Annotated in this window: 15 protein-coding genes; 8 read left to right on the top strand and 7 right to left on the bottom strand. The window is 56.1% G+C overall.

Annotated elements, in window-relative coordinates:
* Nucleotides 1-47: 47 nt before the first annotated feature.
* From EKD05_RS10680 to EKD05_RS10660, 5 genes are all read left to right on the top strand, one after another.
* Nucleotides 48-1,232, top strand: coding sequence for an RIP metalloprotease (locus EKD05_RS10680; RefSeq protein WP_129672462.1), 1,185 nt, complete (start codon nucleotides 48-50; stop codon nucleotides 1,230-1,232).
* A gap of 19 nt (nucleotides 1,233-1,251) precedes the next feature.
* Nucleotides 1,252-1,479, top strand: coding sequence for a hypothetical protein (locus EKD05_RS10675; RefSeq protein ID WP_129672460.1), 228 nt, complete (start codon nucleotides 1,252-1,254; stop codon nucleotides 1,477-1,479).
* Nucleotides 1,470-1,988: a CRISPR-associated protein Cas4 gene (cas4, locus tag EKD05_RS10670; RefSeq protein WP_240695726.1), complete on the top strand. Its 519-nt coding sequence runs from the start codon at nucleotides 1,470-1,472 to the stop codon at nucleotides 1,986-1,988. The genes EKD05_RS10675 and cas4 overlap by 10 nt, the downstream gene beginning before the upstream one ends.
* Nucleotides 1,989-2,099: 111 nt before the next feature.
* Nucleotides 2,100-2,351 carry a hypothetical protein gene (locus tag EKD05_RS10665; protein WP_129672456.1) on the top strand — a complete coding sequence of 84 codons (252 nt, stop codon included), beginning with the start codon at nucleotides 2,100-2,102 and terminating at the stop codon, nucleotides 2,349-2,351.
* The gene (locus EKD05_RS10660) at nucleotides 2,348-2,677 is read left to right on the top strand and encodes a hypothetical protein (RefSeq protein ID WP_129672454.1); all 330 of its coding nucleotides are present in this window, start codon (nucleotides 2,348-2,350) and stop codon (nucleotides 2,675-2,677) included. Before EKD05_RS10665 ends, EKD05_RS10660 begins: the two co-directional genes overlap by 4 nt.
* A 16-nt stretch (nucleotides 2,678-2,693) precedes the next feature.
* Here EKD05_RS10660 and EKD05_RS10655 read toward each other — a convergent pair whose 3' ends face one another.
* The 7 genes from EKD05_RS10655 to EKD05_RS10625 form a co-directional block, all read right to left on the bottom strand.
* Complete coding sequence (locus tag EKD05_RS10655) at nucleotides 2,694-4,322, bottom strand: response regulator (protein ID WP_129672452.1); 1,629 nt, start codon at nucleotides 4,320-4,322, stop codon at nucleotides 2,694-2,696.
* On the bottom strand, nucleotides 4,319-6,397 hold the full coding sequence (locus EKD05_RS10650) for an ATP-binding protein (protein ID WP_129672450.1): 2,079 nt from the start codon (nucleotides 6,395-6,397) through the stop codon (nucleotides 4,319-4,321). The genes EKD05_RS10655 and EKD05_RS10650 overlap by 4 nt, the downstream gene beginning before the upstream one ends.
* Before the next feature lie 9 nt (nucleotides 6,398-6,406).
* Complete coding sequence (locus tag EKD05_RS10645; RefSeq protein ID WP_129672448.1) at nucleotides 6,407-6,778, bottom strand: response regulator; 372 nt, start codon at nucleotides 6,776-6,778, stop codon at nucleotides 6,407-6,409.
* A 45-nt stretch (nucleotides 6,779-6,823) separates the two neighbouring features.
* Nucleotides 6,824-8,746, bottom strand: a complete 1,923-nt coding sequence (locus tag EKD05_RS10640; RefSeq protein ID WP_129672446.1) for a histidine kinase N-terminal 7TM domain-containing protein — start codon at nucleotides 8,744-8,746, stop codon at nucleotides 6,824-6,826.
* Between the two features lie 135 nt (nucleotides 8,747-8,881).
* Entirely contained in the window at nucleotides 8,882-10,060 is a 1,179-nt protein-coding gene (locus EKD05_RS10635) for a phospholipase D-like domain-containing protein (protein ID WP_129672444.1), read from the bottom strand.
* Between the two features lie 55 nt (nucleotides 10,061-10,115).
* Nucleotides 10,116-11,480, bottom strand: coding sequence for an alpha-amylase family glycosyl hydrolase (locus EKD05_RS10630; RefSeq protein WP_129672442.1), 1,365 nt, complete (start codon nucleotides 11,478-11,480; stop codon nucleotides 10,116-10,118).
* Nucleotides 11,481-11,496: 16 nt separating this feature from the next.
* Nucleotides 11,497-12,063, bottom strand: a complete 567-nt coding sequence (locus tag EKD05_RS10625) for a TetR/AcrR family transcriptional regulator (RefSeq protein ID WP_129672440.1) — start codon at nucleotides 12,061-12,063, stop codon at nucleotides 11,497-11,499.
* A gap of 184 nt (nucleotides 12,064-12,247) precedes the next feature.
* Here EKD05_RS10625 and EKD05_RS10620 point away from each other — a divergent pair, with 184 nt between their 5' ends.
* Genes EKD05_RS10620 through EKD05_RS10610 form a run of 3 tightly spaced genes read left to right on the top strand, consistent with a single transcriptional unit; the run spans nucleotide 12,248 to nucleotide 14,076 of the window.
* Nucleotides 12,248-12,829, top strand: coding sequence for a thymidine kinase (locus EKD05_RS10620; protein ID WP_129672438.1), 582 nt, complete (start codon nucleotides 12,248-12,250; stop codon nucleotides 12,827-12,829).
* Nucleotides 12,830-12,885: 56 nt separating this feature from the next.
* Entirely contained in the window at nucleotides 12,886-13,611 is a 726-nt protein-coding gene (locus EKD05_RS10615; RefSeq protein WP_129672436.1) for a glycosyltransferase, read from the top strand.
* Nucleotides 13,612-13,638: 27 nt separating this feature from the next.
* On the top strand, nucleotides 13,639-14,076 hold the full coding sequence (locus EKD05_RS10610; RefSeq protein WP_129672434.1) for a hypothetical protein: 438 nt from the start codon (nucleotides 13,639-13,641) through the stop codon (nucleotides 14,074-14,076).
* Nucleotides 14,077-14,083: the final 7 nt, after the last annotated feature.

The raw sequence follows: 14,083 nt of genomic DNA, 5'->3' as shown, positions 1-14,083 counted from the left end.
TACATCGATCTTATGTGGAGTGGTAGGCACCCCGAGGGAGCAAGAAGATGGAGTTTCTTACTGCGGCGGCGGCCCCGGTTCAACAAGCAGTTGAGCAAGCAGGCAGCAATCCAATTGTGGCGATTGTTGCTTTTTTGCTGATGCTTGGTTTGCTGGTGGTTGTCCACGAGCTTGGTCATTTTCTGACGGCTATCTGGATGGGCATTAAAGTCGAAGAATTTGGCGTCGGCTTTCCCCCCAGGGCCATGGTGCTCTTTGAACGCAATGACGTGAAGTATACGCTGAACTGGCTGCCTATTGGTGGCTTTGTGCGCTTTGCTAGCCACGAAGGCGCCGAAGATAATATCTATAGTGGTGGGTCGGGCACCCTTGCAGCTGCACCACCACTGCGCAAAATCGCGGTGATGGTTGCTGGTCCGTTGATGAATCTCCTGCTGGCTATGCTCATCTTTGCGGCGCTCTTTTTCTTTATGGGGGTGCCAACCCCTACCGGGCGCCAGTTGATTGGTGAGGTCTTTGATGCGACCCCCGCCGCCCTCGCTGGGTTTCAGGCCGGTGATGAACTGGTAAGCCTCGATGGTCGCCCAGCCGTCGACGCGACCGTCATCGGTGAGGTCGGACGCAATAATCTTGGTCAGCCGGTCGAGGCCGTTGTGCTCCGTGATGACCGCGAGGTGACGCTGGTCGTGACCCCTGGCCCCTGGACATCACCGAGTGGGGCCCAGATTGAGTCGGGCTTTGGTTTTAGTTATGGGCAGGATATCGAGATGGTTGAGGCAGGCCCCATCCAGGCGGCATGGACGGGGGTTACCCATAGCTTCGATCTGCTCGGACGGATGCTCAATGCCCTGGCAGGCTTGCCTGGCGCGATCTTTGGCATTATTTCGTCAACCCCATCACCCGATGGTGAACCAATTGGACCGGTTGGCATTGCACGTGCGACGGGTGAGGTGATCCAGCAACCCGGTGGCTTCATTGCGTTCTGGAATCTGACCGCCGTGTTGAGCCTGAATCTCTTCTTGCTCAACCTGTTGCCCATCCCCGCGCTCGATGGCAGCCATATTGTCTTCTCGGTAATCGAGTTGCTCCGTGGCGGCAAGAAAGTTCCCCCCGAAAAGGAAGCCCTTGTCCATGCCATTGGGTTTGCCGCGCTGATGGGCTTGATGTTGCTGATTACGGTCAACGATGTTATGAATGCGATCCGAGGCAATCCGGTTCTCGGTGGTTCGTAGCCGTGGGATAGGGTGACGTATGCCGGTTATTCGTGCGAGTGAAGTAGGCGAGTTTGTTTTTTGCGCTCGTGCCTGGTGGCTCCGACGGGTCGCCGGCCAGGAACCTGCTGGGCACGAGCGCCGGGCTGTCGGCATTGTGCGGCACGCTCGCCACGGACGGGCGGTTGCCCTCAGTCAGGGCGCATGGTGGCTTGGGATCGCTCTGCTGATCGGCGGGGTGCTGCTGCTGGTGGTAGCGTGGCAATAGAGGCCCTCGCTGCTGGTTTGCTCGGGTTGGCCTTGCTCGTCTTGGCAAGCGCTGTGCTTCTGCGTCGGCGCACCGGGTTGCCCTGGGGTCGGGTGGTGGCCGATGATGTCGGCGAAGGCCGCCGCCTGCAACGCCCCCTCTTTGCGGCAGCCTATGGTCTGACGGGCAAACCCGATTACCTGCTTGAACGTGGTGGACATACGATTCCGGTTGAGGTCAAACCAGGCCGCCAGGCCAGCACACCCTATGACTCTGATCTGATGCAACTGGCCGCCTATTGTTTGCTCGTGGAAGCAACCACCGGACAGGCCCCACCCTATGGCCTGCTCCGTTATGCACAAACGACGTTTCGCCTTGCGTATACGCCTGCAGTGCGCGACGAACTACTTGCCACACTTGCCGTGATGCGTGATCTGCTCGATCAAGCCGAGGTTGGGCGGAGCCACGACGAAGTTCGACGGTGTGCGGGCTGTGGGTTTCGTGAGTTGTGTGAAGATGCGCTTGCCTAGCGCCTTTGGGGCAAGTACCACACCCTGTTCGTCTGCTCTGTTGCGGTGGCTTCGTCGTCCAAACAGAAGCAAAAAGTTTTTCGGGGAATGCAAAAACAAGAATCTTATGCTATGATACTAACGCGTCGTGACATACGTACTCAGCTTCAAGCACGCCTTGCACATCGTAGCAGTGCTGAGCAACTGGCCCATTGGGCGGTTGAACGCTTTTACGCTCTTGAACAAGGTACATTGACGGTTGACGAACGTGATCTGCCTCTGTTTCGTACCATCCTTGATGATCTAATGTTCGCTGACTCTCCAGGTTTCGCGCTGGACGACACTGATCTCCAACGGCTTGTCGCCCAGCTTGACGAGCTATGAAAATTCGGTCACATCCCCGGATGACAGGGATCCTCATTGGTGATGAGGTCTACTCGCATCCACATAAGATCTTCGCCCGGGTTGCCGATATCTTCCCTGCTGCCGTGTGTGTCAAGATTGGTATTCTCTCAATTGATGAGCCAATGGAGATAACGATGGCCCCTCAGCTCTGGCGTGCCGAAGATATCGAGAATCTCTCGGTATGCCGCTATTGCGGTAGCCGCGAGCATATTCGTACGGTAACAGGGACAGGCATACCCTTCCGAGTCTGCGACGTCTGTAGTCCGCCTTCAGAAGAGCCAGCCCCGGCACGCTCGGTGGCGTAAGCAACCTCGTACGGCGTTATTCGTGCAACAGGTAGACGCTACCTGGGATCTGTTTGCCGCGTTTTTTGCCTTCAGCAGACCGCTGAGCGACTTCGCCGGGATGACGAAACGTATGTCGTGCGCTGCTGATGATCGTGATCGTGATGCTGGCCAGGGGAAAACTGGTAGGCTGACCCTGACGATCAACCCCACTAATAAAACCTCGTTGCCGCGTCGCTGGATCGTAGAAAAAGGGCGCAGTTGCATCAAAACGAGCGACTGCCGTGCTGCAGATGGCCTCGATGCGGTCGGGCGTACTGATGACCACGAAATCATCCCCACCAATGTGGCCAACAAAATCATCAGGATTGCCCATCGTACGAATCGCATCAAGCAAAATCTGTGCTGTGCGCAGAATGACGGCGTCACCTTTGAGAAAGCCGTAACGGTCGTTGTAGGCTTTGAAGTTGTCAAGATCGCAATAGCCCACGGCAAAGGGTAGACCCTGGTCGATGCGCTGGCTGATCGCCCGCTCAATGGCAATATTGCCTGGGAGACGGGTCGAAGGATTGGCACCGCCTTCGCGTTCACTCCGCCGCATCGCAGCCTGCACCCGCGCACTCAGCTCAGCAGCACTGAAGGGCTTGGTGATATAATCATCAGCCCCTAACTCTAGCCCCCGAACTTTTTCCATTGGTGAATTGATCGCCGAAAGCAGGATAATCGGGGTCAATTGCGTTTCGGCCTGGGCACGCAATCCTCCAAGGGCAGTGAAGCCATCAATGTCAGGCAACATAACGTCAAGCAAAATAAGATCAAAGCGTTGCTCGCGGACAATCTGCAAGACCTCGGTGCCACTATGAACCTGCGTCGTCTGGAAGCCGTCACGTTCAAACTGGGCAGCGATCATCATGGCAATGTCAGGTTCGTCATCAACAATCAGAATACGCTGGCGCGAGTGAAGCGGGTTCTCGCTGGGGCTCAGATGCTGAGTGAGCAAGGGAACGGCTTGCTCGGGCGCGAGCATTGGGTCAATGATGAAAGGGTGGCGTGTTCCTGTCCAATGGAATTCCTTGCTCAGCACGGCAAGCACAATCCCTTTGGTTTCGGGGTCTTCACTCAGGATCTGGAGCGCTATTTCAGCCTCGTGATCAACATGCGGATCGACGAGAACAAGGGCCGGGCGAACTTCACGGGCACGGTCAATACCTCTGGTCGTCGTTTCGATCAGTTCGACGGTAAAGCCACGCTCGCGAAGCAACGGAAGAAGCAAGGCAGCACCGCTCGTCGCGGCTGCAATCACAAGCACGCATTGATGCCCCCTAGACGTGACGGTTTCGCCGAGTGGTTGTCCAGCTTGCGCAGGGGCAACAGGCTGATCCTGGTGGGTTGTTGTCGTGCTGGCAGCGCTATGATGGGCCAGATCCTCCGGGAGAACACAAATCTGGAGGTGCGTGCCATCAAAGAAGGCGCTTTGCAAAAGGAGATCGCATACGGTGCGCAGGCGCTGCACATTGCGCCCAAGCGCGGCAAGCAGCAACGCTTGCTGCTCATCAGGCGTATTGCTGAGCCGCCGCTGCAGCAACTGCACTGTCCCTTGCAGGGTCGTGAGAGGAGACATCAGCGCATGCGTCAGACGGTCAAGTTCCGGTGGCGTAGCCTTCATCCCTGTTCCTCTGCTGCGAGTACCCGATTGATCGTGTTGATCAGTCGTTCCGAGCCAATGGGTTTCTCGAGATACGCACGAGCACCAAGTGCCATACCGCGAGCGCGGGTATGCTCGTTGAGATCATCGGCTGTCAAAATAATAACGGGAATGTGCGCCATTTCGGGATGCTGATGCATACGATAGAGCACTTCAAGCCCATCAATGCCTGGCATCTTGATATCAAGCAGCACAAGATCGGGTTGCAACGAATTGATCGCTGCTAGGGCCTCAAACCCGTCGTTGGCATGCGTGACTTGCAAGCCGTAGCGTTGCAGCAGACGGATCAAGACCGGACGGACATACGGATCGTCTTCCACGACCAGGATGTGAGAATGCCGCGCCTGGATCGATTCACCGCTAGAAAAAGCGAGCCCCTCACTGCCGGGGACAATCGGTACGGTAAAGTGAAACGTCGCGCCCTGCCCCGCCGCACTTTCAAGCCAGATGCTGCCACCCTGCTCTTCCACCAGGGTTTTGCTGATCGCCAGGCCCAGACCGGTGCCGCTGAATTCACGCGTACTTGAGCTGTCGAGCTGTTGAAAACGCTGAAAGACACGCTCGTGGTGTTCGGGTGGAATGCCCCGCCCCCAATCCTGCACAGCAAAACACACCACGTTCTCATAACGCTGCACCCGCAAAAGCACCCGGCCTCCAGCGGGTGAAAATTTGATCGCATTCGAGAGCAGGTTGATCAAGACCTGTATCGAGCGATCACGGTCAGCCATAACCGCCGGTAGCCCTGGCGTGGCCACAACTTCAAGCCTGATCTGCTTGGTTGCCGCCAGCGCATGCATATCACGCACCGCACTCTGGCAGAGTTCTTCAGGCCTGATTGGTTCGCGCCTGAGTTGAATCCGGCCCTGTTCAATTTTGGCAAGATCGAGGATATCATTGATTAGGCGGATCAGGCGTTCGGTATTCGCCAAGGAAATCGTGAGCAACTCGAGGTTCCTTGGCGAGAGTTCGCTAGCCGAAGCTGACCGTGTGTTGCCTGGTTTGCCAAGGACAAGCTGAAGCGATCCCTGAATGCTCGTCAGCGGGGTGCGCAACTCGTGGCTTACTGTCGAAACAAAATCGTTCTTCATGCGCTCAACTTCACGCTCACGCGTGATGTCGCGGAAGATCAAAATGCGTCCACGATAATGATCATGCACATCGGTGACCGGGGCTGAAAAACACTGGAGCAGGCGTCGTTCGGGGCTGTGGAGCGCAAACTCGCGCACATCGCGGGCTGTCTGTGAGCCAAGTAATTGCAGCAACCAGTCATTGAAAGTCGTACTCTGTTCAAAGATCTGGGCGAGAAAACGACTCAACTGTTCAAAACTCTTGCCAATCAATTCACGTTCCTTGACCCCAAAAAAGAAGCGTGCCCGTCGGTTGATCAAGATTGGGCGCCGATGTTCGTCAATCATCAGAATCGCATCGTTCGTTGCATCAATCACGGCGCGCGTCCGCTCTTGCTCGGCCCGGATCGTCGTAAAATGATCCATTTGATCCAGGATAAATGTGGCAAGGCCAAGCTTCGCGCTAAGGCGATCCAACCCATAGCCACACTCTTCGGCCAAACTCACCAATGCCTGTTGCCAACCAGTGGGGCGCTGTATGTGCGTTGACCAGAGCACGACGACAAGTGCATAGACCTTTTTTTCGCCGGTGATGAGCGCCCCACACCCTTCAAATGCGGCGAGGTGATCGTGATGGCGGTTGAGCAAGGTCGCTACTGGTATCACCCGCGCATCTTCCACCAGCGGCACACGCCAACGCACGATCTGATCGTGCATCATGTGCTGATCGCGCATCAAGACGTCAGGTGCCCCGACGCTATCACCATAGGCGAGATACCCGCCCTCCTCGGTCTCCACCAGCGTATACCAGACAACCCCGGTACAATGCACCACCTCACCCAGACCCGTGACCAGCGTGCGCTCGATCTGCGTCACGCTCTGACTCCGGGCAAGCTGGCGACTCACCTGATAGAGCGCGTGCAGCATCTGAGGGGTCAAATCCAACAGGCTAGTCGCAGGTGCATCCATAAGCTCTATCTACTGCTGTTGCTGCTCAAGAATATGGGTCATCAACTCAACCAGGCTAAAGACATCAAATGGTTTGACGATATAGCCAGCGGCACCCAAAGCCAACCCGTGTTGCACTTCAGGCTCTTGCGAACGCGCCGTGAGAAAAATGATTGGCAGCGCACGAGTCTCTGCATGGCTGCGGAGTGCCGTACAGGTTGCAAAGCCGTCCATACGGGGCATCATCACATCAAGCAACGCAACATCAAACCCCTCGCGTATGGCAGCCTCTACGGCAGCCTGTCCATCAGCAACCGCGACCACGGTACAGCCAGCATCTTCGAGGGCAAGGCGCGTGATCAAGCGAATATCTGGTTCATCTTCGGCGAGCAACACCTTCATGGTGCTTCCTCTTCGATCAAGGTCATACCGCCGTTGGTACCCACCTTATGAACGGGCATCTTCTTCCATCAAGGCCAGTTGGCGGGCAACCTCTTCGATGGCAATCCGTTGCTTGCGATAAAAATCCGACTCGCTCATCGCCAGGCGATTGGCAACATCACGCACCGTTTTACGCTGAAGAAAACGCCCTTCAAGCAAATTATAGAGCAGCCACTCTTGACCGGAAGGGGCAAGCTGTTCATCAGGGCGCAGATTGCTGATCGCCTGGCGGAGCACAACCTGCAAGGCGCGTGTCGGGCTGCCCCCCTGATCCTGAACCACCCGTTTGACCGTACGCAGCCCCATCAGAGGGCTATCGGCAAGCTTGGGGCCACCCCAGAACTGGGTCAACGCATCTTTCACCAATTGAGGGAAATCGGGGCTGAGCACCATCTCGCCATCGGTCGCAGCCAGATCGGGCGCTGTACCCTGTTCGAGTTGACTCACCACATGTTGCAACGACTCCATCTCGGGCGCAAGGCCGCGCAGGGCATCAAAAATGCGCTGCTGCATCTGCACGGTCGAAAGAGCCAATTCCATCTGATGGGTCAGCACACTGATCAACTGGCGCGTCTCGGTCGTCAAACTGTTCTCGCTTTGCAACGTTTCGGGCTGATACGCGACCGCGACGGCACCAAGAAAGAGCCCATCGGGGCTATGGAGGGGCAGCAAGCAAAACCCGCCACACGCCACAAAGGCATCGGTCGGCGGCAACAGCCCGCGGCCACGCGGTGGCAACTGTTGCAACTGGGGCAAAAGATCGGGCAACGGGCAGTCACCAAGAAACCGCTTGACCTCACGACGCGAACCGCAGACGGCCCGGATACTATACTCATTTGCGTCGGGCACCAGCACAAACCCTGTTTCGACCCGTAACGCCCCACAGATCGCCACCAGCGAATTCTCGAGCAAGGCGCGTAGATCAGCGCGGGTAAAAGTACTGCGCGGCAATTTACGCAGATAATCAATCTCGTCCTGGTCTTGCATATAGACTAGCGTATCCAGGTAGGGCTTGACGCGACTCACAAAGAGCGGCATCAACACCGTCATCAACATCACGCCAAAGGTCAGCAGCGTATTCTGCGGAAAGCCAAGCATGCGTTCAAAGAGGGGCACAACTTGAATAAACAGGACAATCGAAATGCCAATAAAGGGCCCATAGAGCCACCAGCGCAGAAAATCTTGCTTGATCAGGCGATCAGGCAAGAGCACCCCTTGAAAAGCGATGCTATAGGTCATAATCGTGATCATCACCGTCACGATGACACTGGCAATCGCTTGCAGAAAGAGCACAACACTGATCGGAACTGCGGCCGGCATCCCAACGACGAGAAACGGAAAGACCCCGATCCCGGGGGCCGCAAAGCTTGCCCCGAGATACATCAGGCGGCGGCGTTGATTGGCGGTCAAGGCACTCCGCTGCGACTGCACAATCGCAACAAATGCAACGACAGCCCCGATCACAAAAAAGAGCGCATATGACCAGAAGAGCGGCCCTGGGCGAAACTGAGCAATCGGGCCACTTGGCAACCCGCCCTGCACCACCAGATCGGTTCCGAGGGCAACCAGCAAAAAGAAGATCAGACTCCCAAGATAGGCCAAATAAACGAGGCGGCGGCTGCGCAAGGCCAGCGCCTGAGACTCACTGATCGCAAAGAGCCCGTTGGCAAGATGAATATAGGCGGCAGGAACCATCGCAATGCCAAGCCACTGGGCTCGGCCAAGGAAATCCATTGTGGCGGCGCGGGTTGCCCGCGCCAGCAGCAGATCGCCGCCATAGACAATGACCACCCCAGCCAGCAGAATCACGAGCGCACGGGCAATATCATTGCGCCAGTTCTGCATGGCGATATAGGCCAGAAGTGAGAAGGTAACAATAAGAACCACTGCCGAAAGGAGCAGATTGAGTTGCTCAAGAATTGCGATCATGGCACGCTCACCAGATCAGAAGCGCTGTCAATATCAGCATGATACTCTGCTCGATTATACCAGTTTTAAGCGCAAGTCCTGTCGGGGCACGGCGCTGCCGTGCCCCCCCCCACGCCAGAGGCGTATCGTCACAACCTAATTGCAACGCAGCGGATTGCGCGCCTGAGCATAGACCCGCGCAAATTCTTCTTGATACCCTGCCGCAAGCGCCGCATCATTGATGATCAAAAGATTCTCGTCATTCGCATCTTCAGCACGAGCAGTAAAGTTGTACGAGCCGGTAATGACAATCCGCCGATCAATAATGATCACCTTGTGGTGCATGGTATAACAATTGCCGTCTTTGAGCACATCAATACCAGAATCAGATAAGCGATCAAATTCCGATCCAGTTCCAGCAGCATTGCGATTCTCAAAAACAACTCGTACGGGTACACCTGCCTGATGGCGTTCCACCATCGCCTCACCGATCTCATCAGCCGTGAACGAAAAGGCCATCACATCAATACTACGCTCAGCTTCAGCCAGATACGCCACAATGCGGTCACGCACCGGTTCAGTTGGCGAAAAGTAATTCTCGATCAACACATCGCCCATCTGGATCGTTGGATAAGGCGTAGCGCCACTTTTGCGTTTCCCAAAATCTCCGTCGGCCATCCGCTCGAATTCGGCACGATAGTTGGCCACGAGCACGGGGATGGTGCTACGTAGAATATTATTGTTGTTCCGGTAGGTATCATTGATCGTCGGATTCCACGAACCAGTCCAGACAATGCGCTCATCAATCACCACAAATTTGCTGTGCAGAAAATTGCTACTCTCTTCCCAACTGATCGGAATCCCTGCATCCTCAACAATGCCGGCCCATTTCGCCATCACTGGATTTTCGAGGTTGGCACGGTCAAGCGCCAAGCGCACCTTCACCCCCCGTTGCCGGGCCGCTACCAGTGCATCGGCAAGACTCGTCAGGTTGTATTCAAAGCTGGCAACATCAATGCTGCGGGTCGCCGACCGAAGATCAGCGAGCAACGCCCGTTCATGCGCCGGGGCAAGCCGATTGCGTGGGACATCAGGATAGACGAGTTCGGGCGTGGTAAAAAAGACTTCGAGCGAGCCAGCATCAGTCGCAATGCTGGCCGCTGGCTGCGCAGCATGCTCCAGGCCAAACCAGGCCGGATCAAGCCCCACCCGACGCAACAGCGGATTGAAAACACCCTGGCTAAACAAGTAGCCGAAGGTAACCAGTCCCACCACAACCAACAGAGCCCAGAATGACGAAGATGGCGAGCGCCGACGGGGTTTTGAAGCAGACATACCCAATCCTTCAGCGATGTGTGTGCGGTTGTCTGCTCCATTATATGCCAGATAGTCAGGTCGCCGAGGCCCTTGTGACGAGACTCGCCCACCGAGCCGGCACGTGAAGAGTGACCCGACCTTGGTTGACGATCAGTTCGCTACCCTGGTTGAACCAGTCAAGCAGCGGTGTTCCGTTGGGCAGATCAATCGGCAGCACGAGTTCCACTGGCGACGCAGCTGCATTCACCGCAACCAGGGCAATCTGCTCGTGATAGCAGCGGACAAAAGCAAGTTGCTCGGCAGCAACATGCACTTGCGTGTAGTCACCATAACGAAGGGCAGGCAACCGCTGGCGGCGATCGGCGAGAAGCGCCAGGGTATCGGCCAGTTGAGGGTACGGGGCCTGCCCACGCGCTTCCGGCAGACGTAACTGCGGGCGGAGGCTCCAGTCATCGGCATTCTTCACGCCACCATACCCCCACTCACTCCCATAGTAGATCGCTGGTACCCCCGGTATCGTAAAGAGCAAAGCATAGATTGGGGCGAGATGGGCACGCTCGTGCAAGATCGAGGCCACACGCGCTACATCATGATTGTCAACAAAATTGTAGAGGGGCAGACCACGATAGACACCCTCTGATCCATATTGCCTCGTGAGTGAGTGGGCAATTTCAAAATAGTTGCGATCATTGTGACTTGAGTAGAGACCCTTGTAGACTTCGTAGTTTGTCGTTGCATCAAGCATTTCGGGGTTAGCGATGCGCCGATAATCGCCATGGATCTGCTCACCCATCAACCAGAAATCAGGTTTGCGTGCTTTGCAAACCTGGCGCAACTCACGCAGAAACTCCAGGTCAAGCCGTTCGGCCACATCAAGCCGCAAACCATCAAGGTCAAATTGCTCGATCCAGCTCTGCACCGCCCCAAATAGATGCGCCCGCACCTCTGCATTGCGCAGGTTAAGTTTCACCAGATTAAAGTGTCCATCCCAACTCGCATAACTGAAAGGATCACCGTAAGGGCTACGCTGGCTAAAATCAATCCCCTCAAACCAATCACGGTACGCCGAAGCCTGCTGGTTGACCAGGAGATCGCGAAACGCCCAGAAATCACGTCCAACATGGTGAAACACACCGTCAAGGATCAGCCTGATCCCATTGCGATGCAGTTCATCGGCAACCTCTGTCAACGTAGCGTTGGTGCCAAGACGGCGATCGAGGGTATAGTAGTCAGCGGTGTCATACCCGTGACTGGTTGACTCAAACAAAGGTCCTAGATAGAGTGCGTTCACGCCAAGCGTGCGCATCGGTTCAATCCAGGCATGGAGCTCGCGCAACCGTGGCGCAACACTCCCATCAAAAGGGTTCGTATGCGGCGCACCACACAGGCCAAGCGGGTAGATATGGTAAAAGATCGCGTCGTATGACCAGTGAGTCATTATATAGATCCTTAAATTATGAATAGATACCATGCGAAAACTGATGAACTGTCTGGGAGACAACGGTGTCATCGAGTTCACCAAACCCGTTGAGCGCCATCGTTACGCGGGTATTGATTGTGCCAAGCAAAGTGGCAGCATAAATATGCTGCCGTCCACGCATGTTGCCATGATCAGCGGTAGCACATGCAAAAAGCTCCTCAACCAGACGATGTTGCTCCTGAATACATGCCACAACGATCTGGAACGCCCCGCCCGTCGTAGGCCCAAACCAGAGGCTCAACATCAGCCGATAGACGACAGGTTCGGTGCGAGCAAAGCCAAAATAGATATGGACAAGCTGCGTCAATGTGTGCGGAAGATCGCCCCTATAGGTCGTCACTTCAGCGAGTTGCGCCAATAAAGGTGCCATGCGCTCTTCAACGAGCGCCGCAAGCACGCCCTGCTTACTCCCAAAATAATGGTAGAGGGTTGGTTTCGTGATCCCCGCAGCCGTGCAGATCGCTTGTATCCCAACCGCATCATAACCACAAGACGCAAAAAGGTCGAGTGCGTGCGCTAAAATTGCTTGACGGTTATCCATATCAATCAGTATACCGTTCGGTATACTGATTGTCAACCCCCCAAAGAAGAAGTGTCGACCACCAGCTCTGCACGTGCAGTGCCAGGGGCATCCGGCCCCTGGCACCGCCCAACAACTTGACACATTGTACAGATGTACGTATATTGACCAGAATGAAATCTGCCTATCTTCAAGGATTATTTTTATGACTCGACCTGGTTCCGGTGGAAGAATCGAAGTCATTTGTGGATGTATGTATAGTGGCAAGACCGAGGAGTTAATTCGGCGCATGCGACAGGTGATGATCGCCCGTCAGCCTTGCCGTATCTTTACCCCTCGGATGGATACGCGCTATAGTGCCGCCCATATCGCCAGCCACACAGGCTCACAACTGGAGGCTGTGCCGATCACCTCGATCAAACAGGTTCTTGCCGCCACTGAGGATGTTCAGGTTGTCGCCCTCGATGAGATCCATTTCCTCGAAGACTCACCACAGGCGCTTCTCGATGCCTGTCAGTTTCTGGCCGACCAGGGGCTCAGGGTGATTGTGGCCGGGCTCGATCAAAACTATCGGGCCGAGCCCTTTCCGGGGATGATGCAACTCATGGCGGTTGCCGAACAGGTTGACAAGCTCTATGCTATCTGCGTGCGCTGTGGGGCCTATGCCACGCGCTCGCAACGGCTTATCAATGGGCAGCCGGCCCCCCGCGAAGCTGAAACGCTCGTTGTCGGCGGGCTCGATCTCTACGAGGCCCGCTGCCGCCAGTGCTACCAGCAAGCACCTTAAGGCATGCTATACTAGTTACGCAAGGTTTGTACCACAAGCGGAGTAGTTGCTGTCGTATGGAACAGTTCCCTCTTTCCATCGTCTTGGTAGTCAATCGTCGTTCAACGGGGCTTGCCGCAGCCGTGGCCGAGTGCCTCGCATTCGCGGCGGGACGGCTAGCCGCGACCGAGATTATCCTGGTTGATGATGGCTGTTCCCGCGATCTGGCCCAGCAGATCGATCGTTTTGCTGCCCTCCACGCCCCGATTGTTCTGATGCGCTATCCGCAACGCCGTGGTTACCGGTCTGCGCTCTATGATGCCTGGGGTGCCGCCCGAGGATCGTATTTGATCACACTGGATCTCAGCAGGCCAGCGCTGCCTTGCTCGCTTCCGCGGCTCCTTGCAAGTGCCCCGGGATACGCCGCAGTCCTGCCCTATCGCGAACCACCATCACACGCGCTGCGCGATCGCCTGCTGGCCCTGCTTGGCCGTCGCCACGATGCAACCTTGCGTGACCCGGCCCGTGGGCTCGCTCTTCTGCGCAGCGATCTGCGTCAATATTGTCGCCCAACCGGCTCTAATCTGTTCGTCCACGCCGAAATCTATGCGACAGCCCGTCAGCATGGGCAGCTTGTCACACAGGTAGCGAAGCCTGGCCTCGCCGTGCAAGCCCAGGCTTCGCTTCGCCCATCCTTCCCCAATCCTCCCGGCCAGGCCCACCAGCATGCAGCCCTCCGTGCCGGAATCTTTGCTTTTGCCAGTGGATGGTGGTTGCTCCGCCGCTGGCGCCGCCGTTTCTAAGTGCCAATCATCAGAAGGAGAAGTCAGATGAGTCAGCCCGATGATCAGCCGAAACAGTCCGATCCATCAGATCAGCCTCAGGGCGATCTCGCCAGCGAATTGCGTGAATTGGGCCAGCAACTCGAAAATGCCGTTCGCAATGCCATGGAAAACGAGAAGGCCAAACAGATCCAGAAAGATCTCTCCGCAGGCCTGCGCGAGATTGGCACCCAGCTTCAGTCTGCCGTCGAGTCGCTCAAAGAGAACCCTCACATCCAGGAACTAGTCGAAAAGAGTGAGCAGGCCGTGAACCAGGCCCAGCAAAGCAAGGTGACCCAGGATTTCCAGGAAACCCTCGCTCGTGGCATTGCCCAACTCAATGATCAGCTTGCCGCTTTTGTGACTCGAATTCGTAGCGAGCAAGACCCACCTGAGAGCGGGCCAGTCACCGGTGAGACCACTCGCCTCGATCCCGAAGATAAGTAAGCTCTTC

The organism is Candidatus Chloroploca sp. Khr17 (assembly GCF_004138165.1).
Lineage (GTDB): Bacteria > Chloroflexota > Chloroflexia > Chloroflexales > Chloroflexaceae > Chloroploca.
Note: the sequence above shows the minus strand (reverse complement) of the source record. Positions and strands in the feature narration are given on the sequence as shown.

Coding starts and splice junctions, on each gene's coding strand:
- EKD05_RS10680 (WP_129672462.1), top strand. CDS start 48: ATGGAGTTTCTTACTGCGGCGGCGGCCCCGGTTCAACAAGCAGTTGAG.
- EKD05_RS10675 (WP_129672460.1), top strand. CDS start 1,252: ATGCCGGTTATTCGTGCGAGTGAAGTAGGCGAGTTTGTTTTTTGCGCT.
- EKD05_RS10665 (WP_129672456.1), top strand. CDS start 2,100: ATGATACTAACGCGTCGTGACATACGTACTCAGCTTCAAGCACGCCTT.
- EKD05_RS10660 (WP_129672454.1), top strand. CDS start 2,348: ATGAAAATTCGGTCACATCCCCGGATGACAGGGATCCTCATTGGTGAT.
- EKD05_RS10655 (WP_129672452.1), bottom strand. CDS start 4,322: ATGAAGGCTACGCCACCGGAACTTGACCGTCTGACGCATGCGCTGATG.
- EKD05_RS10650 (WP_129672450.1), bottom strand. CDS start 6,397: ATGGATGCACCTGCGACTAGCCTGTTGGATTTGACCCCTCAGATGCTG.
- EKD05_RS10645 (WP_129672448.1), bottom strand. CDS start 6,778: ATGAAGGTGTTGCTCGCCGAAGATGAACCAGATATTCGCTTGATCACG.
- EKD05_RS10640 (WP_129672446.1), bottom strand. CDS start 8,746: ATGATCGCAATTCTTGAGCAACTCAATCTGCTCCTTTCGGCAGTGGTT.
- EKD05_RS10635 (WP_129672444.1), bottom strand. CDS start 10,060: ATGTCTGCTTCAAAACCCCGTCGGCGCTCGCCATCTTCGTCATTCTGG.
- EKD05_RS10630 (WP_129672442.1), bottom strand. CDS start 11,480: ATGACTCACTGGTCATACGACGCGATCTTTTACCATATCTACCCGCTT.
- EKD05_RS10625 (WP_129672440.1), bottom strand. CDS start 12,063: ATGGATAACCGTCAAGCAATTTTAGCGCACGCACTCGACCTTTTTGCG.
- EKD05_RS10620 (WP_129672438.1), top strand. CDS start 12,248: ATGACTCGACCTGGTTCCGGTGGAAGAATCGAAGTCATTTGTGGATGT.
- EKD05_RS10615 (WP_129672436.1), top strand. CDS start 12,886: ATGGAACAGTTCCCTCTTTCCATCGTCTTGGTAGTCAATCGTCGTTCA.
- EKD05_RS10610 (WP_129672434.1), top strand. CDS start 13,639: ATGAGTCAGCCCGATGATCAGCCGAAACAGTCCGATCCATCAGATCAG.